Annotated in this window: 21 protein-coding genes, 1 other RNA gene and 1 riboswitch; of the genes, 9 read left to right on the top strand and 13 right to left on the bottom strand. The window is 63.8% G+C overall.

All coding sequences use genetic code 11. From position 1 onward, the window contains the following. The first annotated feature begins 99 nt into the window (after window positions 1-99). A complete protein-coding gene (locus AC1DMY_RS08050) occupies window positions 100-795 on the top strand; it encodes a 2OG-Fe(II) oxygenase (RefSeq protein WP_477164446.1) in 696 nt (231 codons plus the stop codon). 41 nt (window positions 796-836) lie between these two features. Here the strand turns inward: AC1DMY_RS08050 and AC1DMY_RS08045 are convergent, their stop codons facing one another. The 6 genes from AC1DMY_RS08045 to hrcA all read right to left on the bottom strand — a co-directional run bounded on the left by AC1DMY_RS08045 (window position 837) and on the right by hrcA (window position 8,119). Next, on the bottom strand, window positions 837-1,844 hold the full coding sequence (locus tag AC1DMY_RS08045; protein ID WP_477164445.1) for a sodium:calcium antiporter: 1,008 nt from the start codon (window positions 1,842-1,844) through the stop codon (window positions 837-839). Window positions 1,845-1,952: 108 nt separating this feature from the next. Next, window positions 1,953-2,077, bottom strand: a riboswitch (yybP-ykoY riboswitch). A gap of 74 nt (window positions 2,078-2,151) precedes the next feature. Continuing rightward, window positions 2,152-2,955, bottom strand: coding sequence for a 4-hydroxy-tetrahydrodipicolinate reductase (dapB, locus tag AC1DMY_RS08040; RefSeq protein WP_477164444.1), 804 nt, complete (start codon window positions 2,953-2,955; stop codon window positions 2,152-2,154). A 146-nt stretch (window positions 2,956-3,101) separates the two neighbouring features. After that, on the bottom strand, window positions 3,102-4,235 hold the full coding sequence (dnaJ, locus tag AC1DMY_RS08035; RefSeq protein WP_477164443.1) for a molecular chaperone DnaJ: 1,134 nt from the start codon (window positions 4,233-4,235) through the stop codon (window positions 3,102-3,104). Window positions 4,236-4,365: 130 nt separating this feature from the next. Further along, window positions 4,366-6,294 (bottom strand): molecular chaperone DnaK, encoded by a 1,929-nt coding sequence (gene dnaK, locus AC1DMY_RS08030; protein WP_477164442.1) that lies wholly within the window; start codon window positions 6,292-6,294, stop codon window positions 4,366-4,368. A 159-nt stretch (window positions 6,295-6,453) separates the two neighbouring features. Beyond that, window positions 6,454-6,981 (bottom strand): nucleotide exchange factor GrpE, encoded by a 528-nt coding sequence (gene grpE / locus AC1DMY_RS08025; protein WP_477164441.1) that lies wholly within the window; start codon window positions 6,979-6,981, stop codon window positions 6,454-6,456. A gap of 85 nt (window positions 6,982-7,066) precedes the next feature. Next, the gene (hrcA, locus tag AC1DMY_RS08020; protein WP_477164440.1) at window positions 7,067-8,119 is read right to left on the bottom strand and encodes a heat-inducible transcriptional repressor HrcA; all 1,053 of its coding nucleotides are present in this window, start codon (window positions 8,117-8,119) and stop codon (window positions 7,067-7,069) included. A 193-nt stretch (window positions 8,120-8,312) separates the two neighbouring features. Between hrcA and recN the strand changes: the two genes are divergently transcribed. Next, complete coding sequence (gene recN, locus AC1DMY_RS08015) at window positions 8,313-9,983, top strand: DNA repair protein RecN (RefSeq protein WP_477164439.1); 1,671 nt, start codon at window positions 8,313-8,315, stop codon at window positions 9,981-9,983. Between the two features lie 327 nt (window positions 9,984-10,310). Here recN and AC1DMY_RS08010 read toward each other — a convergent pair whose 3' ends face one another. Next, on the bottom strand, window positions 10,311-10,946 hold the full coding sequence (locus AC1DMY_RS08010) for a response regulator transcription factor (protein ID WP_046970299.1): 636 nt from the start codon (window positions 10,944-10,946) through the stop codon (window positions 10,311-10,313). A 115-nt stretch (window positions 10,947-11,061) separates the two neighbouring features. Here AC1DMY_RS08010 and AC1DMY_RS08005 point away from each other — a divergent pair, with 115 nt between their 5' ends. After that, on the top strand, window positions 11,062-12,657 hold the full coding sequence (locus AC1DMY_RS08005) for an MASE1 domain-containing sensor histidine kinase (protein WP_477164438.1): 1,596 nt from the start codon (window positions 11,062-11,064) through the stop codon (window positions 12,655-12,657). Window positions 12,658-13,004: 347 nt separating this feature from the next. Here AC1DMY_RS08005 and fur read toward each other — a convergent pair whose 3' ends face one another. After that, window positions 13,005-13,421, bottom strand: a complete 417-nt coding sequence (fur, locus tag AC1DMY_RS08000) for a ferric iron uptake transcriptional regulator (RefSeq protein ID WP_109127012.1) — start codon at window positions 13,419-13,421, stop codon at window positions 13,005-13,007. 76 nt (window positions 13,422-13,497) lie between these two features. Between fur and AC1DMY_RS07995 the strand changes: the two genes are divergently transcribed. Next, window positions 13,498-13,947 (top strand): outer membrane protein assembly factor BamE, encoded by a 450-nt coding sequence (locus AC1DMY_RS07995; RefSeq protein WP_477164437.1) that lies wholly within the window; start codon window positions 13,498-13,500, stop codon window positions 13,945-13,947. 16 nt (window positions 13,948-13,963) lie between these two features. Here AC1DMY_RS07995 and AC1DMY_RS07990 read toward each other — a convergent pair whose 3' ends face one another. Together AC1DMY_RS07990 and AC1DMY_RS07985 are read right to left on the bottom strand one after the other, a co-directional pair. Further along, window positions 13,964-14,245: an RnfH family protein gene (locus tag AC1DMY_RS07990; protein WP_477164436.1), complete on the bottom strand. Its 282-nt coding sequence runs from the start codon at window positions 14,243-14,245 to the stop codon at window positions 13,964-13,966. Then, window positions 14,238-14,669, bottom strand: a complete 432-nt coding sequence (locus AC1DMY_RS07985) for a type II toxin-antitoxin system RatA family toxin (RefSeq protein WP_441604128.1) — start codon at window positions 14,667-14,669, stop codon at window positions 14,238-14,240. Before AC1DMY_RS07985 ends, AC1DMY_RS07990 begins: the two co-directional genes overlap by 8 nt. Before the next feature lie 82 nt (window positions 14,670-14,751). Between AC1DMY_RS07985 and smpB the strand changes: the two genes are divergently transcribed. Further along, on the top strand, window positions 14,752-15,243 hold the full coding sequence (smpB, locus tag AC1DMY_RS07980) for an SsrA-binding protein SmpB (RefSeq protein WP_477164435.1): 492 nt from the start codon (window positions 14,752-14,754) through the stop codon (window positions 15,241-15,243). Here the strand turns inward: smpB and AC1DMY_RS07975 are convergent. After that, window positions 15,235-15,747, bottom strand: coding sequence for a GNAT family N-acetyltransferase (locus AC1DMY_RS07975; protein ID WP_477164434.1), 513 nt, complete (start codon window positions 15,745-15,747; stop codon window positions 15,235-15,237). The genes smpB and AC1DMY_RS07975 overlap by 9 nt on opposite strands. A 110-nt stretch (window positions 15,748-15,857) precedes the next feature. On the opposite strand from AC1DMY_RS07975, the gene ssrA reads away from it, so the two are divergent. From ssrA to AC1DMY_RS07955, 4 genes are all read left to right on the top strand, one after another. Continuing rightward, window positions 15,858-16,209: a transfer-messenger RNA gene (ssrA, locus tag AC1DMY_RS07970) on the top strand. 93 nt (window positions 16,210-16,302) lie between these two features. Further along, complete coding sequence (locus AC1DMY_RS07965) at window positions 16,303-16,629, top strand: hypothetical protein (RefSeq protein WP_477164433.1); 327 nt, start codon at window positions 16,303-16,305, stop codon at window positions 16,627-16,629. 269 nt (window positions 16,630-16,898) lie between these two features. Then, the gene (locus tag AC1DMY_RS07960) at window positions 16,899-17,972 is read left to right on the top strand and encodes a hypothetical protein (RefSeq protein WP_477164432.1); all 1,074 of its coding nucleotides are present in this window, start codon (window positions 16,899-16,901) and stop codon (window positions 17,970-17,972) included. A 246-nt stretch (window positions 17,973-18,218) separates the two neighbouring features. Then, window positions 18,219-18,986 (top strand): bestrophin-like domain, encoded by a 768-nt coding sequence (locus AC1DMY_RS07955; RefSeq protein ID WP_477164431.1) that lies wholly within the window; start codon window positions 18,219-18,221, stop codon window positions 18,984-18,986. Between the two features lie 7 nt (window positions 18,987-18,993). Here the strand turns inward: AC1DMY_RS07955 and AC1DMY_RS07950 are convergent, their stop codons facing one another. Together AC1DMY_RS07950 and AC1DMY_RS07945 are read right to left on the bottom strand one after the other, a co-directional pair. Continuing rightward, the gene (locus AC1DMY_RS07950; RefSeq protein ID WP_477164430.1) at window positions 18,994-19,332 is read right to left on the bottom strand and encodes a hypothetical protein; all 339 of its coding nucleotides are present in this window, start codon (window positions 19,330-19,332) and stop codon (window positions 18,994-18,996) included. 12 nt (window positions 19,333-19,344) lie between these two features. Beyond that, the gene (locus tag AC1DMY_RS07945) at window positions 19,345-19,608 is read right to left on the bottom strand and encodes a hypothetical protein (RefSeq protein ID WP_477164429.1); all 264 of its coding nucleotides are present in this window, start codon (window positions 19,606-19,608) and stop codon (window positions 19,345-19,347) included. Window positions 19,609-19,790: the final 182 nt, after the last annotated feature.

The following is a 19,790-nucleotide window of genomic DNA, read 5'->3' as shown; positions in this document are numbered from 1 at the left end:
TGTGTCCACCAAAAACAGCTGAACGCGACCCGGCAAAATGCCCTGCGGCCCCCTGTCCGGGCAGTACACTAGCGCGGTCTCACCCATGCTCGGACATCCATGAACTCAGTCGCGCTGCTCGATCCCGCCCGTCTCGACCGACCGGACACCGACATCAGGGCGGAGCCTTTCCCGTTCCTGATCGCGCACGGTCAGTTGCCGGACGAGGCGCGCGGCGACCTGGAGCGCGATTTTCCGCGCTATGCGAGCGCCGGTTTCTTCCCCTACGACGCCAGCGACTGCGGCCCCTCGATCAACGCCCTGGTGAGCCGCCTGAGCTCGGCCGAGTTCGCGCGCGCCATCGGCGAGCGCCTGGGGATCGAAAACCTGGGCCAGTACCCCACTCTCATCACGCTGTGCCGGTCGCTCAACAAGCGCCACGGGACCATCCATACGGATAGCAAGTCCAAGGTGGCCACGGCCCTGCTCTACCTCAACAACCTCTGGCCGGACACCAGCGACGGCTGCCTGCGCTTCCTGGGCAGCATCGACAGCATCGACAGCATGATCGCGCCGGAGCTCAAGCCGCTGTACGGTGAATTTGCGGTGTTCAAGCGCTGCGAGAATTCCTTCCACGGCCACCTGCCCTACGAGGGCGAGCGCCGCGTGATCCAGGTAGCGTGGCTCACCAGCGAAGAAGAAAAGCTGCGCAAGACCAAGCGCGGCAAATTTGCACGCGCGTTCAAAAAGCTGTTCGGCTCGCTTGATCGCAAACTGGGTGCCGACCGCGATCGCAACGCCGCGCATCGCGACTGATCAGCGAGGGCGCACTCAGTGGTGCGCCCTGCCCTGGGTACTTACAGCTGCGTCCCGTAGTGCCACGCGATATAGGCAGCAAAGACGCCGTAGAGCAGCCCCACCGGCACCAGCCAGCGCGCATCCACGCGTCCGCGGCGGAACAACCACCACAGATAGACGATGGCCACGCCGGTGAGCACGCCAGCCACCATCAGCGGCGCATCGAACAACCACGGCGTGGCGAATAGCGCCAGCGAACTGGGGATGGTCGCCTGGATCATCATCGCGCCGGAGATATTGGCCAGCGCCAAGCGCTCCTTGCCCTGTCTCACCCAGATCAGCGCGTTCATCGTCTCGGGCAGCTCGGTGGCCACCGGGCTCAACACCAGCGCGACCAGATGTGGCGACAGATTCAGCGCGATGCCGATCGCCTCGATCTGCTTGACGAAGGTGTGCGAGGCGAACGCGATCACGATCAACGCCAGCGTGGTCTGCGCGACCACCCACCAGATCGACGGATCGGTCGCCTTGGGCTGGAACTTCAGCGGCTCGAGTTCCTCTTCCTCCGGCGCCGTGTCGGTGGACTTCAACTCGCGCCAGACGTACAAGCCATAGGCGGCCAGAAACAGCACGCCGAGCCACGGCTTGAACGCAAAGGCGACCAGGCCGAGCGTGCACTTCACCACGAAGATCGCCAGGAACCACGATTGATCGCGCGCCAGGCGTCCGTGCGCCACGCGCACTTGATGGTCGGCGCGCTGCAGCTTGTGGCGATTCATCCACAAGGCCACGCCGACTACCGCGTAAGCGATGGTCGCCAGCACCAAAGGTCCGCCGAGCGCGGCGCCCACGCCGATGTCCCTTTGCTCAGGCGTCTTGCCGAGGATCACGGCGACAAAGGTCACCGCGCTTTCCGGCAACGCCGTACCGAAGGCCGCCAGCACGGTGCCCGTGGCGGTGGCGCCCAGGTTGAGCTTCTGGCCGAACCACTCCACGCCGTTGACGAAGTACTCGCAGGCGAGATAAATCGCGCCAGCCGAGAGCAGGAACAACAGGGCAATGAGCATGTATTTTCCAAGGCCGGGCGAGCGGAAAACCATTGGCGCAACGACGCGAGCTCGCCCGGCAGGGTGAGCGCGTCGTGGCCAAAGGTCTCGCCGGGCTGCCGGTACCTGAAGGAACCGGTGACCATCCACGCCATGAAGCCGAAGCTCCAAGTCTGTTGACGCGGATTCCTCTGAAAGCGCAACCGGATACCGGTTGCGTGGGGTGAGGATGGCTACTCCCCAATGACAACACGCGGGATTTTAGAGGTCCCGTCGCCCTCAGGCAAGCAAGCGCCAGGAATGCGACGCGTTTTCACGCCGCACGAGCTCAGCGCGAGGAGCGATCCGCCAGCATCGCATCGAGGTCGTAATCGCCCGCATCGCGGCCGCTGAGCCAATGGGCAGCCTCCAGTGCGCCGCGGGCAAAGATCGAACGATCGGTAGCGCGATGGACCAACTCAAGCCGCTCACCCTGCCCCATCAGCAACAACTCATGCTCGCCGACGATATCGCCGCCGCGTACGACAGCGAAGCCGATGGTGCCGTGCTGGCGCGGACCGACCCGACCTTCGCGCGCATACACCGCGCTCTCGCGCAGCGAAGTGCCGCGTGCGGACGCTGCCGCCTCGCCCAGCGCGAGCGCCGTACCCGATGGCGCATCTTCCTTGCGGTTGTGGTGCGCCTCGATGATGTCCAGATCCCAATCCGGCAACGCCGCCGCGGCCTGGCGCAGCAGTCGCGTGAGCACAGCCACGCCAAGGCTGAAATTCGCTGAGCGCAGCAAGGCGATGCGCGCCGCCGAGGCGTTGAGTCGTTGCGCAAAGGTGGCGTCCAGTCCTGTCGTGCCAGTGACCAGCGCCACGCCATGCGATTCGCAGTAAGTCAGCGCCTCGGCCAGACCCGCCGGGCCGCTGAAATCCACCACCACGTCCAGCGCATCGGTCGCCGGCCATTCGTGCGTATAGGCCAGCGCGCCCTCGCATGCATCGACGGGCTGACCCAGCCTGGACGATTCGGGCGAAGCGATGGCCGCCACCAGCGTGAAGCGGACATCGTCCTTCACAAGGCTCAGCAAGGCCTGTCCCATGCGGCCAGTGGCGCCATTGATGGCAAGGCGGACGGGCTGGGTCATAGATGGCTTCCTTTCTCGGGCACGACGGACATGAGAAGCGATGCTACCGCCTGCGGGCGCCCGCGTGGCAGCCGCGATCGACGGGACCTGCAAAAACAAAGCCCCGGCGTGAGCCAGGGCTTTGTTGACCAGCAGATCGCGCGAACTTACGAGGTGACGCGCGACCAGAACTGCTTGACGCCATCCACCCAGGTCTTGGCGCGTGGCGTGTGCTTGTCCGCCTCGCCATCGGCGAAGGTCGCTTCGAGCTGCTCGAACAGGTCGCGCTGTTGCTTGGTGAGGCGAACGGGCGTTTCCACCACCACGCGGCAGATGAGATCGCCGTTGCGGCTGCTGCGCACCGACTTCACGCCGCGGCCGCGCAGGCGGAACATCTGCCCGGTCTGCGTTTCCGGGGGAATATTGATCGGCACTTCGCCTTCAAGCGTGGGCACCAGCAACTCCGCACCCAGCGCCGCCTGCGCAAAACGGATCGGCAGCTCGCAATGCAGATCGTTGCCGTCACGCTGGAAGATGGCGTGATCGCGCACGCGCACTTCAACGTACAAGTCGCCTGCTTCGCCGCCGGTCGGGCCGGCTTCGCCCTGCCCGGTGAGGCGGATGCGATCGCCGTTGTCGACACCGGCGGGAATGTTCACCGACAGCTGGCGGGTTTCTTCCAGACGGCCTTCGCCATCGCACTGCTTGCAGGGCTTCTCGATTGCCTGGCCGCTGCCGCCGCAATGCGGGCAGGCCTGCTGGATGGAGAAAATGCCGTTCTGCATGCGCACGCGGCCATGGCCTGCGCAGGTCTTGCAGGTCACCGTCTTGCCGTCGGCCGAACCGCTGCCGTTGCAGTGATGGCAATTGACCTGGGTGGGGATCTCGATCTTCTTCTCGACGCCGAACACGGCCTCTTCCAGATCGAGTTCCATGATGTAGCGCAGGTCGGAGCCGCGACGCGAACGTCCGCGCCCGCCACCACCGCCCATCCCGAAAATGTCGCCAAAAATATCGCCGAAGATATCGCCCATGTCGCCAAAACCACCGGCGCCACCGCGACCGCCCATGCCGTGCTCAAACGCGGCGTGGCCGTGCTGGTCGTACATCGCGCGCTTCTGCGCGTCGGCCAGTACTTCGTAGGCCTCCTTGGCCTCCTTGAATTTCTCTTGCGCATGCGGATCGTCCGGACAACGGTCCGGGTGGTACTTCATCGCCAGTCGACGGAACGACTTCTTCAGTTCGACCTCGGTGACGGTACGTTCTACACCCAGGACTTCGTAGTAATCACGCTTGCTCATCGTTGCATCCGGCATGGACTGCTCTCTTGCTCATGAATCGTACGACCCATGTCTACTCAACAAACAGCCCGCGCCTAGGTGAACTCCCGGGCGCGGGCTGCGTCAGATCGGCAGCGCCGACCGGCCAATATTACTTCTTGTCGTCTTTGACTTCAGTGAACTCGGCATCGACCACGTCGTCGTGGCCGGCCGCGCCGCCCTGCTGCTGACCGCCCGCGTGTGCGCCGGCGTCAGCCTGAGCACCGCCTTGGGCTGCGGCGTACAGCGCCTGGGCGACCTGCTCGAGCTTCTCGATCTTCGAATCGATGGCCGACTTGTCGTCGCTGTCCTTGACCTTTTCCAGATCGGACAACGCGCCTTCGATCGTGCTCAGCTGATCGGCCGGCACCTTGCCGCCGTGCTCCTTGAGCGCGCTGCGGGTGGCGTGGACCAGCTGGTCGGCCTTGTTGCGGGTGCCGACGAGTTCGTGGAACTTCTTGTCTTCTTCCTTGTTGGCCTCGGCGTCGGCCACCATGCGGTTGATCTCTTCCTCGGACAGGCCCGAACCGGCCTTGATCTCGATCTTGGTTTCCTTGCCGGTCTTCTTGTCCTTGGCCGACACGTGCAGGATGCCGTTGGCGTCGATGTCGAAGGTGACCTCGATCTGCGGCATGCCGCGCGGTGCGGCGTCGATGCCCTGCAGGTCGAACTTGCCCAGCGACTTGTTGGCACTGGCGCGCTCGCGCTCACCCTGCAGCACGTGCACGGTGACCGCGGTCTGGTTGTCGTCGGCGGTGGAGAACACCTGCGAGGCCTTGGTCGGCACGGTGGTGTTCTTCTCGATCAGCTTGGTCATCACGCCACCCATCGTCTCGATGCCGAGCGACAGCGGGGTGACGTCGAGCAGCAGCACGTCCTTGACGGTACCGCCCAGCACGCCGCCCTGGATCGCGGCGCCGACAGCGACGGCCTCGTCCGGGTTGACGTCCTTGCGCGGCTCCTTGCCGAAGAAGTCCTTCACCGACTCCTGCACCTTGGGCATGCGGGTCTGGCCACCGACGAGGATCACCTCGTTGATGTCGGACACGCGCAGGCCGGCGTCATTCAACGCGGTGCGGCACGGCTCGATGGTGCGCTTGACGAGGTCTTCCACCAGCGCTTCGAGCTTGGCGCGGGTGAGCTTGATGTTGAGGTGCTTCGGACCGGAGGCATCAGCCGTGATGTACGGCAGGTTCACTTCGGTCTGGTGGCTGGACGAGAGTTCGATCTTGGCGCGCTCGGCGGCGTCCTTCAGGCGCTGCAGCGCGAGCGGATCCTTGCGCAGGTCCATGCCCTGGTCTTTCTTGAATTCTTCGACCAAGTAATCGATCACGCGCATGTCGAAGTCTTCGCCACCCAGGAAGGTGTCGCCATTGGTGGCCAGCACTTCGAACTGCTTCTCGCCGTCGACTTCGGCGATCTCGATGATGGACACGTCAAACGTGCCGCCGCCGAGGTCGTACACGGCGATCTTGCGGTCGCCGCCCTTCTTGTCCAGACCGTAGGCCAGTGCGGCGGCGGTCGGCTCGTTGATGATGCGCTTGACGTCCAGGCCCGCGATGCGGCCGGCGTCCTTGGTGGCCTGGCGCTGGCTGTCGTTGAAGTAGGCCGGCACCGTGATCACGGCTTCGGTGACCGGCTCGCCGAGATAATCTTCGGCAGTCTTCTTCATCTTCATGAGGACCTTGGCCGAGATCTCCTGCGGAGCCATCTTGCGGCCGTCGGCGGTCTCAACCCAGGCGTCGCCGTTTTCGTGCGCCACGATGCCGTAGGGCACGATGTGCAGGTCTTTCTGCACTTCCGCGTCGGTGAACTTGCGGCCGATCAGGCGCTTCACCGCGTAGAAGGTGTTCTTGGGGTTGGTCACGCTCTGGCGCTTGGCCGGCGCGCCCACCATGACTTCGTTGTCCTTGGTGAAGGCAACGATGGACGGCGTGGTGCGATCGCCTTCCGAGTTCTCGATGACCTTGGCGGTGGTGCCGTCCATCACGGCAACGCACGAGTTGGTCGTGCCCAGGTCGATACCGATGATTTTACCCATGTTGTTTACTCCCGAATTCTTTAAGCGACCCCTCGGCCGCAACTGATTTGTCAGATGGGGTTTGCCGTCCGGCATCTCAATGCCAACAAGACCCCCAATGCCTTGCACCGTTGCCGGCAGGGGACGCCATTCAGGCGTCCTCGACCGCCGGCGCGGGCGTCACTCCTTGGCGACCGCCACCAATGCCGGGCGCAGCAGTCGATCGTTCAGCACATAGCCTTTCTGCAGCACGTTGACGACCGTGTTGGCGGCCGCGCCCGGGGCCTCCACCATGCTCACCGCGTGATGGCGTTCCGGATCCAGCGGCTGACCCAACGGGTCGACCTGCACCAGGCCATTGTTCTCGGCGATCTTCAGCAGCGACTTGAGCGTGAGCGCAATGCCCTCGCGCACGCTGGCGATATCACCGCCTTCCACCTGCAGGCCGCGCTCCAGGCCGTCATAGACCGGCAGCAGCTCGTTGAGCAGCTTTTCGTTGGCGAAGCGGCGGGCCTGCTCCACGTCGCGATGCAGACGGCGACGCTGGTTTTCGATTTCCGCCTTTTCGCGCAGCACGGTGTCGCGCAGCTCCACGTTGCTGGTTTCCAGTTCGGCGATACGCGACTTCAGCGCTTCCAGTTCGGCGCTGCCCGTCTCGCCCTGCTGGCCTGGCGTCTCGTTGGACGCCGTTGGGTCGTTGCTTTGCATGAATCACTCCAAGCCTTATCCGTGGCCGGTGCATCGCGCACCAACCGTCAAACACTTGCGGGTAAAACCCCGCCTCCCGAGCGGGTTATAAGGTCGTAGCGACGCGATTCAAGGCGTCGCTAAGCAATCCGGCCGTGGCTTGTACCACGGGAATCACCCGTTCGTAGGCCATGCGGGTGGGTCCGATGACCCCCACCGCGCCCAGCACGCGGCCCTGTGCACCATAGCTGGCCGTGACCACACTGCAACCATCGAGTGCGGCAAAACCCGATTCTTCGCCGATAAACAGGCGCACGCCGGGGGCCTTGGCACACACTTCCATCAGCTGCAGCAGCTCGTTTTTCTGCTGGAACGCCTCGAACAGTTCGCGCAGGCGCTCTAAGTTCGCTAGTTCCGAATAACCCATCAAGTTGGTCTGGCCGCTGACCAGCACGTCGTCGCTTTCGGTCTGGGGCGCGAACGAGGCAGCCGCCAGTTCCACCGCGCTGGACATCAGGCGGTTGAGTTCGCCGCTGGTCTCGCGCAACTCGCGCAGCAGATGGGCGCGGATATCGTCCAGGCGCAGGCCGGCGAACTGGGTGTTGAGGTAATTGGCGGCGTGCTCAAGCTCGCGGGCGTCCAGCGGCTTGGCCAGCTGGACGATGCGGTTCTGCACCTGGTTGTCCGAGAACACCAGGATCACCAGCACGCGGGCGTCCGGGAGCGCCACAAAATCGATGTGGCGCAGGGGGAAGTCCGCCTGGCGCGGCACGGTGACCACACCGGCGAACTGCGTCATGGCTGAGAGCAGGGTGGACACATTGCCCAGCAGGTCGCGGGTGGTGGTCAGGCCCGGTGGCAGTTCGCTGCGCAGGCGGGCCATCTCGTCCTGCGGCAGCGGCTGCAGTTCGATCAGGCTGTCCACGAACAGGCGCAGGCCACGCGGCGTGGGCACGCGGCCGGCCGAGGTATGCGGCGAAGCGACCAATCCCGCCTCTTCCAGGTCGGCCATGATGTTGCGGATGGTGGCCGGGCTGACGTCCAGGCCGGACGAACGCGAAAGCGTGCGCGAGCCGACAGGCTCGCCGTCAGCGAGGTACTGGGCGATCAATGTGCGCAAGAGGCGTCGTGCGCGGGCATCGAGAGGGGCGGCTGGCATGCTGTATCGCTTCTTGAGACACACAAGAAATAAGGTCTGGCGGGAAAGTTTGCAAGAAACGTGGATGGGGGATCGGTCGCAGGGGTGCAAAAACGGATGCCGGTGATGGACCGGACGTCGAAGTGCGCACCCCCACTACCCGCTCCCCGGCCCCATCCCCTTACAATCCCCCGACTTCACCAAGCCGCCACCCATGCTCACCTCGCTCTACGTTCGTCATTTTGCCGTCGTCGAAGAAGCCGAGATTGCCTTCGGCCCTGGTCTTACCGTGGTCAGCGGCGAGACGGGCGCCGGCAAATCCCTGCTGGTGGATGCGCTGATGCTGCTGGCCGGCGCCCGCGCCGACAGCGGCATGGTGCGTGCCGGCAGCGACCGCGCCGAGCTGACCGCCGAGTTCGATCTCACGAACCTGCCCGAGGCCCGCGCCTGGCTGAGCCGCGAGGAACTGGACGAAGAGGACAGCTGCCAGCTGCGCCGCGTGATCCGTGCCGAGGGCAGCTCGCGCGCCTGGATCAACGGCCGCCCGGCCAATGCCAGCCAGCTCGGCGAACTGGCCACCCTGCTGGTCGAAATCCACGGCCAGCACGAGCACCAGGCCTTGCTCTCGCGCGCCCATCAGATGGAGCTGCTCGACGCTTACGCCGGCAACGAAGCCCTGGTGACGCAGGTGCGTGAGCTGGCGCAGCAATGGCGCGAGCTGGGCAATCGCATCCGCAAGCTCAGCGGCGGCGACGACCGCGAGCAGCGCATCGAATTGCTCAGCCACGAACTGGGTGAATTGGAAAAATGGGCGCTGCCCGCCGACGACCTGGCCGAGCTGGAGGCCAGCCACAAGCGTCTGGCCAATGCCGGCCGCCTGGCTGAAGGCGCGGGCGGCGTCGTTGAACTGCTCGATGGCGAGAGCGAATTCGCATTACGCCGCGCGTTGGGCCGTGCCCAGCTGGAAATGAGCAAGCTCGCCGCGCTCGACGATCGCCTCGCCCCGTTGCTGGAGCTGTTGGACAACGCCTCCATCCAGCTCAGCGAAGCCGCCGATGGCCTGGGACGTTATGCGCTCGACGTCGATCTCGATCCCAACCGCTATGCGGAAGTGGACACCCACCTCACGCGTCTGCACGAACTATCGCGCCGCCATCGCGTGACGGTGGCCGAGTTGCACGACAAGGCCGGCACGCTGCGCATTGAACTGAGCGAACTGGAAGGCGCCGGCGACGCGCTGGAAAAACTGGCCAAGCAGCGTACACGCCTGCAGCAGCAATACGACGAGCAAGCCACCCAACTCAGCCAGGCACGCCTGCAGGCCGCCGAGCGTCTTGGCGGAGAAGTCAGCGTCCTGATGGGCGAGCTGGGCATGAGCGGCGGTCGTCTCGTGGTAGAGCTGGAAGCCACCAACGAAGGCGACCCCGACGTGCAGGGCCGCGAACGCTGCGAACTGCTGGTGAGCGCCAATCCCGGCCAGCCGCCGCGCGCGCTGCGCAAGGTGGCCTCGGGCGGCGAGCTGGCTCGCATCAGTCTCGCCATCGAAGTGGCCACGCTGGGCAAGGACACCGTCGGCACCATGGTGTTCGACGAAGTGGATACCGGCATCGGCGGCGCTGTCGCCGAAGTGGTGGGCCAAAAGCTGCGCGCGCTCGGCGCTCAACGTCAGGTGCTGTGCGTCACTCATCTGCCCCAGGTTGCTGCGCAAGGTCACGCGCATCTGCGCGTGAGCAAGGACAGCGATGGCGAGTCCACGCGCACGCGTATCGAGAAACTCGATGCGAATGGTCGCCGCGATGAGCTTGCCCGCATGCTGGGCGGTGTGGAGATCACTCGCGAAACGCGTGCGCATGCGAAGCAGATGTTGGAGCGGGCGCAGGTCTAAATAGGTCGCGCATACACCTGTGGGAGCGCCCCCTGTGCGCGACCGCGGAGCCGCGTCGCTATCGCTTCGTAGGTTTGTCGCGCACAGGGTGCGCTCCCACAAAATCAAAAGGGCCTTGTAGGAGCGCACCTTGTGCGCGACCGCAGCGCCGGGTCGCTATCGCTTCGTAGGTTTGTCGCGCACAGGGTGCGCTCCCACAAAATCAAAATGGGCCCTTGTAGGAGCGCACCTTGTGCGCGACCGCAGCGTTGGGTCGCTATCGCTTCGTCGGGTGGTCGCGCACAGGGTGCGCTCCTACAACGAGCAACATCCCGATCACCTGGCGAATCAGTTCTTGCGCGGCAACAACCCGCGCTCGGCGGCCATGCGATAGAGATCCAATTCCGAACCGGCACCCAGCTTGCCCATCAAACTGGCGCGGTGGATGTAGACAGTCTTCTGGCCAATGCCCAACTCACCGGCCACCTGCTTGGGCGCACGGCCCGCGGCAAGCAACAGGAACACTTCGCGCTCGCGTGCGGTCAACCGGTGAATGGGATCGCGTGATTCACTCGGCCGCTCAGCGCGACGCTTGCGCAGATCCGAGCTGAGAAAACATTCGCCCTGCATCACTGCACGCAGCCCGGCCACCAGTTCTTCCGGGGCCACGCCTTTGGTGACATAGCCGCTCGCGCCGCGGCGCAGGGCCTCGGATACGTACGGCTCGCCGTCATGCATGCTCAGCACCACGATGCGGGTATCCACGGCGACGCTGCGCAGATGCTCGATCAACGGCAGCCCGCTGCCATCGGGCAGGGAGAGATCGAGTGCCACGAGATGGGGACGGCAGGTGCCAACCGCTTCGACCGCATCGTCGGCGCAGCGGCATTCCGCCACGACCTCCAGATCCGGTTCCAATTCGATCAGCCGCTTGAACCCCTCGCGGACAATGGCATGGTCATCGACCAGGACAATGCTGTACATGAACGCATGTATAGCAGTCTGCGGAGCCGTTGACGATCACCCCGCGCATGCGACTGCTCAAAAGCTTGCTGGTGGCCGCCTAGACGCCCTGCCGACGCCATGTAACATCGACCGCATGCGACCTAGACACCCCGTACTGCCCGGTTCCAATCTACTGCTCGGTATCGGCTATCTGCTGCTCTGGCTGCTGCTGTGGCCCACCGAGCAACCCTACTGGATGCTTCCCTACGGCCTGCGTTTCGGCGCGCTGCTGCTGGCGCCCATGCGCATGTGGCCGTGGCTGCTCGGTGCGGAATTCGCCGCCAGCGGGCTGATTTCCTATGTCCATCCGCAGCCGATGGGCTGGCACGGCTTTTTGCTGGGCGAGCTGCCCGAGCCCCTGGTGGTCGCCATCTGCTTGTGGCTGATGCGGCGTGCCAACCTGCACGCCAGCCTGCGCGATCCCGAGGACGTGGCCCGCCTGCTGCTGTCGGCGGCCTTTACCGTAGCGGCCACGACGGCGACGGATGCCGTGCTGATGGCGCTGGTCCACGCCAGCCCCACCACCGAGCTGATGATGCAGGCGCTGGGCCAGGACCTGCTGGGCAACTACGTCGGGGTGCTGCTGGTAGTCCCGCTGCTGGTGATGCTGCTGCGGGCCCGGCTGGACAAGCGCGCCCTGGGGCGCCTGCTGATGGACGGCCTGCTGGTGCTGCTGCCGTCGCTGGCCATCCTGCTGGTGCTGTCCTCGCACGCGGCGCCGCAGCCGCAGTTTGCCCGCGTGCTGTCGCTGGCACCCGTGCTTTTCTTTGCGTTCCGCCATGGCTGGCGTGGCGCGAGTCTGGCCATGCTGATCTCCAGTCTCGGCATGACCCTGGTCGATCACCTCTCCGGTCATGGCTCCCCCGGCGCACCCGGCGAACTGTTCCTGGCGGTGGCCGGCACCGGTGCGCTGATGCTTGGTTCGGCGACCGATGCGCTACGCCGCAGCAGCGAGCGCGTGGCGGAACAGAACGTCTATCTGGCTGCGGTGAACCGCCGCCTGGATCATCTTGCCCGTCAGCTGCGCGACGCCGCCCGCGGCAACCTGCGCACCGAGGAAAACCAGCGCCGCCACATGGCCGCCGAACTGCACGATGAGCTGGGCCAGAACCTCACGGCGATCCAGACCCATCTCAAGCTGGCCCAATCGCGGTTGGCCCAGGCCGGCATGGACGATATCGGCGTGTCCATCAACGCCATCCTCGGCCATATGCGTCGCGCCCTGCACCGTTTGCTGGACGACCTGCGCCCTGCCGTACTCGACGAATTCGGCCTCTTGCGCGCGCTGGACGAGGGCCCGATCCGCGACCTGCTCAATGCTGCCGGCGTGGCCTATCGCACCGAATTGCACGGCGACCCGCGCCTGCTCGACGACGACACCCGCACGGTGGTCTATCGCCTGGTGCAGGAAAGCGCCACCAACGCCGTGAAGCACGCCCATGCGGACACCTTCCAGCTGCGCCTGCGCATCGGCGAACGCCAGGGCGTGGCGCTGGCCCTGCTGGACATCCGGGACAACGGCATCGGCCTGCCCGCCCGCATGCCCCGGGGCGGTCGCGGCATGCAGGGCATGCGCGACCGGGTGACTTCGCTGGGTGGGCTGTTCCGGGTCCGGCCGGAGGTCCAGGGCGTTCATCTTCGAATAATGTTGCGCAGCAACACACAAACTAGTGACGTAGCTCGCACTTAGGATCGTTACATAGGAAATTTTCCGATACTCAAGGTGTGAAGGGTTCGTTACGCTGGATTCATCGATGTGGGGGAGCCACCATCGCAAGATGGTGAGCCTTGCCAACCGTGGGGACGGTGGGCAAGAAGAACGGCAGGATGCCGTTCCGCCGGAATCGGTGGCAAAACCGGGACGCGCGAGCAACTCGCCCTCCTAGGAGCCATCCGGTAACGGATCAAGCCGTAGGGCGGACAGGAGTCCTCCCGCGGCTTTTTTTATGGGCGAAGGTTTTGTATCCCGCCCGCCTGGCCACGAAAAAGGCCGGCAACGTTTCCGTCACCGGCCTTCCCGACACCGCACGCCTTGGCTTACTTGCTGCCCTTCTTGGGGCGCACGTACAGAACCAGGCTGTGATCCTCGATGACGTAGCCGTGGCGGGCCGCGATCTCGGCCTGCAGGCGCTCGATCTCCTCGCTGACGAACTCGATGACCTTTCCGCTGTCCACATCGATCATGTGGTCATGATGCTTGCCGCGGTCCAGCTCGTAGACGGCCTGGCCGCCTTCGAAGTTGTGCTTGACGACGATGCCGGCCGCCTCGAACTGGGTCAGCACCCGGTAGACGGTGGCCAGCCCGATGTCTTCCTGGTGGGCCAGCAGGCGTTTGTAGATGTCTTCGGCGGTGAGATGGTGAGCTTCCTCATCCTCGAAGATCTGCAGAATGCGCATGCGGGGGTGGGTCACCTTCAGACCGGCTTTGCGCAGTTCTTTCGTTTCCTGTTCCATAGCAAACTCCACGCACACGGCGCTACGAGGCCGTTAGTGTATCATCCGACACCTTTACGATCCGGACGCAACACGCATGCATAAGCTGATTCGCACGCTGGGTTTTGCCATGCTGGCCCTTTCGCTGGCCAGCTGCCGTCTTATCTATACCCCCGACGTGCAACAGGGCAACCTGCTCGACAAGAAAACCGTGGATCAGCTGCAGCCCGGCATGACCAAGCGCCAGGTGCTGGTGCTGATGGGTTCGCCCTCGGTCAACTCGCCCTTCAGCCAGAACGAATGGAATTACGTCTCCACCCAGCAGCACCGTGGTGGCGACATCAAGGTTCGCTCGCTCAAGCTCACCTTCAATAACGACGTGCTGGTGCGCACCGAGGGCGACTTCTTCGCCGAAGACGCGCAGAAGCTGGTCAACGACACCAAGAAGTACCACGCCAGCTACCCAGTGGACGAAACCAAGGGCGACAAGTCGACCGGCGGTGGCGACAAGGGCGGCGACAACGGCGGCGGCAACGACGGTCACTAAGGCCCACCGGCCGGCGTCAGCCCTCGTGGGCGCGGCGCCGGCGTGCTTCTTTCGGATCGATGGTGAGCGGCCGGTAGATTTCCACCCGGTCGCCCTCGCCTACCACGTGCTCCGGCCCCACCTTGCGGGAAAAAATGCCCAGTCGGGCCGGATCCACGACCAGTCCTGGAACATCCTGGACGATGCCCGAAGCTTCGATGGCCTGCGCCACGGTACTGCCCGAGGGCAAGCTCACCTTGCGCAGCCAGCGTCGCGAAGGTTCGGCAAAGACCACCTCGACGGTGACCTGCTCAGCCATAGGTGCGCTCCGCCTCGCGGCAGAAATCGTCCACCATGCGGCTGGCCAGCCCCTGAAAACCCAGCTTGATGGCTGCTCCACCGAGCTTGCCCGCGTAATCGAAATCCAGCGCGAACGAAATCTTGCAGCCGGCATCGCCCAGCGCGATGAACTCCCAAAGCCCGTCCAGGCTGCGGAACGGTCCATCGACCAGGCTCATATGCAAACGGCTGGGACGCACGGTGGAATTGCGCGTGGTAAAGCTCTGGCGAAACCCCATGTACTTGAGATCCAGCCGCGCCACCAGCACGTCCTCGCCACGTTCCAGCACCTGAGCGTCGACACACCAGGGGAAGCGCTTTGGGTATGCTTCAACGTCATTGACCAGATCGAACATCTGGTCCGGCGAATATCGCACCAGGGCGCTGCGGCGGATCTCGATCACTTCAGCCTCTTCTTGAGCATCATCTTCAGTCCCTCCACGGACGGGACCATCATCAGGGCAATGAGCCCGAAGTTTAACGGACATGGCCAAGCCTAAGGACAAAGACAAAAGCTCGGGCGGCACCATTGCGCTGAACAAACGCGCACGCCACGAGTACCACATCGACCAACGCTTCGAGGCGGGACTCGAGCTGCAAGGCTGGGAAGTCAAATCGCTGCGCGCCGGCCGGATCAATTTCGGCGACAGCTACGCCGTGGTGCTGCGCAACGAGATCTTTCTCATCGGCTGCTCGATTCCGCCGCTCATCAGCGCATCCACGCACGTGGTAGCGAATGATCGCCGCACGCGCAAGGTGCTGCTGCACCGTGAGGAGATCGACACCCTCATCGGTGCCGTCGAGCGCAAGGGCTACACGCTGATCCCCATGGCCCTTTATTGGAAGGGCAACAAGGTCAAGGTGGAAATCGGCCTGGCCAAGGGCAAGCAGGCGCACGACAAGCGCGATGCGGAAAAAGAACGCGACTGGCAGCGCGAAAAGCAGCGCACCATGCGTTCGCACAACAAGCTAGCCTGACATCCGCCGCCACGAGCCCGGCTCGCCTTCGGAAAGTCCCACCACGTCTTTGCGCAGCGACATGTTCATCGCATCCACCGAGGTGCCAAAGCCAAAGCGCTCATAGATGCAGTGCGCGGCGCCGGTGGAGTGCAGGTTGAGCGAGTCGATGTCCTGCTCTCTTGCCGTCGCACCCACGGCGGCGAGCAAGGCAGTAGCCAACCCCTGGCGACGGTGCGTGTGCCTGACAAACATATTCAGCACATACCAGCCGACGCCTTGGCGGAAATAAGCCGATGGCAGATGCGTATACGGGTGCACCATCACGCAGCCGGCCACCCGCCCTTCCACCTCGGCCAGCCAGGCCAGCAGTCGGCCCTCAGGCATGGCATCTTCGATCCAGCCGCGCAAATGATCGGCAAAGCCGTCCGGCAGCTGCTGCTTGAGCTCTTCCTCCAGAAAGGCGCATCGCAAATCGGTCAACACACCTGCGTCGTGCAACACCGCCTGACGTATCCGGACCATGGCCGTTCCTTTCGGTGGTGATGGGGCAAACCATAGCGGCGTCGTGCCAGCTTGTAGAAATGCCTTCTGCCTACATATACTGGCTGACCAGTTACTGTTTCAGTTTCCCCGGGGGTGTCATGGCTTCGACGGGGGTAGTGAGATAGCTTGGTGCATGCCGAGGGGGCAGCTTTCCTCGTTAATCCAGCAGCAAACTTATAGTTGCCAACGACGACAACTACGCTCTGGCCGCTTAAGGCCTAGCCCCGAACCCACTTGTGCTCGTGCTCGTGGATGTAGGGTCATTATCACGAGATCGCCCGAAGCTGCCGCCTGTCGGTAAGGGCTAAATCAAGCAGGCTGGTCCCTCGATGCGCTTTGCACGCTGTGCTGTCGCGGGATGAGATCTAACGGCGAGCTAAGCATGTAGTACCGGGCGTCAAACGCCTTCGGACGCGGGTTCGACTCCCGCCACCTCCACCAATACGGAAACGCCCGGCGAGTGATCGCCGGGCTTTTTTGTTGGTGGGCGACGTATATTCATGGCATCCCAACCCAGCTAGTCGAGGTGCCTCCGTGACGATGGCCACTGACCTGCGCGTGCGCACCCTGGGCAAGGTGGTCGTCTCCGCCGTCATGTTCTGCACCGCCACCCTCACCCTGATCGCGGTCGCCCAGGACGGGCAGCTCCCCATGCTGCTGCAGTCGGACATCGGATCCATCGGTATCTACGTCCTGCTGATGATTTTTTGCGGCTATCTGGTCAGGACCTGCTGGAAGAGAGAAGAGGCCGTGAACGCCCAAGATGCTTCGCTGTGGCGGGTCATTGCAACGTTCTTCAGTGCATTGGCGTTGCTGATGTTTCTGGCGGCGCTTGCGTATTATGCGTTGAGTGGGCGGTAGGAATTCGTGTTGCTGGTGCAACCTGCCGGCCCAGAAAAACACGCCGCATCCACCAATGACAGAGGGCCCGGCGAGTGATCGCCTCACCTTTTAGTTTGCAGAGAAATGATTCGGTCGAGGTGGGCATCCGATCCGCGCTTTCTTGCGCTTCTTCTCTGACGCGGATCAGGGGGAACCCTGATTGAAAGAACCTGTCTAATCAGGCTTGTCGCAACAGGCGCTGACGTCACGCGCATGTTTCGTTCCGTCATAGGCGTGGTAGGGGTGTAATGAAGCGTTCCGGGCAGGTGCAACATCGACAGGAGGGAGATAGTGCGCGCGGCCTGGCATTACTCGACAGCGAAACGCGTGAAAGCCTAGGTCGCAGACGCTGGCGGCAGCCGCCGCTGACGCGCCCCACGCTGGTGCTGGCGCTGACCCTGGTGTGCGTACTGCACGCACTGTTCGCAGTGGGACTGTGGTTGGAGATGCAACCCAAGGCGCAGCATACGGAACTGGCGCATATCGATAACGACCAGGCGCTGATCGTGCGTCTGATCGATCATCCCAGGGCGCCGCGTCCCGCGCAGCCATCAGGGCCATCCGCACAGCCGCAAAAACTGGCGCCGCCGCAGCCAGTGTTGGCTGCGCGCGTTCCTCCGGTGGTACACGAAAAGCCTCGTCATGACGCCATGGTCGTGCAGGATCATTCGCCTGCTCCTGCGCCGACGACTTCGGTGGCAACTCCCTCCGCCACAAGTTTGTTCGCGAAAGATGGCTCAGTGCATCTGTCATCCACAACGGATGCTACTTCGACGACCGCAACTGCCCCCGAGCCGCCCAAGCCTGCCGACGATCGCCAGATCATGCAGCACGACAGCAACCACATGCAGTACAAGGCGACGCGGTTCGAAAAGTACTTCCCGCCGCCGAACGAGACCGCCGGCGGCGCCGTGGGTCGCCATATCGGCGATGTGATCAAGGAAGTTGCCAAAAGCGTCTGCGATCCCACCAAGAGCAGCACTGCCACCAACCTGCTATGCGGCTCACCTCCCCCGCCTGCTTCGTCCATGAATCGCGACGAGCGCCTCAACCTTCCGCCAGCCCCCCTGGCCGACGATCCCAACCCGCCCAAGGGGCCGCCGCTTTCAAGCTGTATTGACGAATACAAGGCAGGTGAGCCGCTCTCGTCCGGCTGCCCAATCAACACGCCGGATCTGGCCTTCAAGGCCGAGATGCGTGAATGCATCGATTTGTACCGCGAGGGCAAGCGGCTTAAGACTTGGTGCCCGCTCGATACGCCAAAGCGTGCGGCGGCTGAGGCGTCTATGCCGGCGGATGCCGCCAGCCCGGGTGCACACTGACTATTGTCCACCACACGTAACGTGCGGAGGGCAGTAACTTAGCAACGCACAGTTTGCCGGGAGCGTATCGCGCAGATCTTCTGCACGGAGGTAGCAATCCTTCATTAGCTACCTCTATCCCGCTTTACGGCGACGCCCCCCCGGATCTAGACGACGCTATCCACTTTCTTCACTTCCCCTTCGCGAGGATCTCCGCCACGCGCCGGCCGGTCGTTGCCAGCCGCGATCTGCCCGAGGGGACAGTCCATGATGTTCGCAATCAACCATCCGCTGATGGTGTTCGTCATCTCGTTCATTGCCATGTGGATCGCCGCGCGCTTGGGCGCTTGGTGGTCCCGGCGGCGACCGTTGGCGGAGGCGGAGTCGCGGGACATGTTCAATGTGGTGCAAGGGGCCACGCTTACCCTGCTTGGCTTGATCATCGGTTTCAGTTTTTCGATGGCGATCAGCCGGTACGACCAGCGCAAGAATTATGAGGAAGCGGAGGCGAACGCGATCGGCACGGAATACGTGCGACTGGATCTGCTTGCGCCCGCCGATGCGTCGAAGCTGCGGCCGTTGCTGAGGACGTATCTGCAACATCGCATCACGTTTTACGAAACCACTGACCGCAGCCAGTTGCCCGCCATCACGGCGCGCAAGAACCAGTTGCAGTCGCAGCTGTGGAGTGCGGTCGTCACGCCGGCTGGCCAGACACCCACGCCGATCACGGCCCTGGTGGTGGCGGGCATGAACGATGTGTTGAATTCGGAAGGCTATACGCAGGCAGCCTGGTGGAATCGCATACCCATAGCGGCCTGGATGCTGTTGGGCGCCATCGCGATCGGCTGCAACCTGTTGGTGGGTGTTGGCACGGGGCGGAGGCCGCCGGAGCCGTTCTTCCTGTTCGTGTTGCCGTTGGTGGTCGCCATCTCGCTGATGCTGATTGCCGACATCGATAGTCCGCGCGGCGGGCTGATCCGCGTCGTCCCGCAAAACCTGCAGTCGCTGATGGCGTCCCTGCCCGCGTCCTAGGCGCCGATCACTGCGGCCCCTCGACGGCCAGGACGGTGGCGGAACCATCCACGTCGCAGTGATAGAGCGCGGTTTTCGCGTTGAAATTGGCGGCGAAGGTGAACTGCCTCCCCTGCCCTGTCGACAGGTCGCTGACGAGGCGCCAGCCATCGATCTCGCCCTGAAGTCGAGGACGGATCTGCGCTACGCAGGAGGCGATCTGCTGGTCATGGCGCGCCGCCGCTGCGGCCGCGGACGCATCGACTTGTCGATGCGAGCGATGCCAATACGCAGCCACCACGAGTGCGCCCACTACCACCATCGTGAGCAGCGTTCGAACGATGCGCCGCCTGGTTCGTCGCTTCATGCGCGGCGCCCGCTACACGTCGTCGTTGGCGCTGACCGCCATGTTGCGTTTGTACGCGTTGGCACGCGTGAGGATGGCGATGGCTTCGCGGAAAATCATCGGCACGGGCGGTGGCAAATCGCCTTGCTCGCGGGAGGCTGCGAAGTCGCCTTCGGCACCGGCGATCAGTTCGTCGATCAGGCCGGGCTCCTTCATATCCATGCGTTGAAGCAGACTCAGCAGGATGTAGGAACACGCATGGGCTTTGGCGTCTGCCGGCGTAAAGTCGTGAGCCATGGTCGACACCTTTGAGCGCGTGGGTGGGCGGCTTGGAATGTAGCGCCGAACGGGATCGAGTGAACGACCGTCGCCGCGCGGAACCTGTGCCCGCTCTTTCCAGCGCCTGGCTGGCGCGTGATTTCACGTTAAATATCACCAACATGCGGATTGGGCCTGCAAAACCCCATCCGCCTACGAAG

The sequence above is a fragment of the Dyella sp. 01L423 genome (assembly GCF_056399945.1).
The sequence above is the reverse complement of the archived record's forward strand: the minus strand, read 5'-3'. Positions and strand labels throughout refer to the sequence as shown.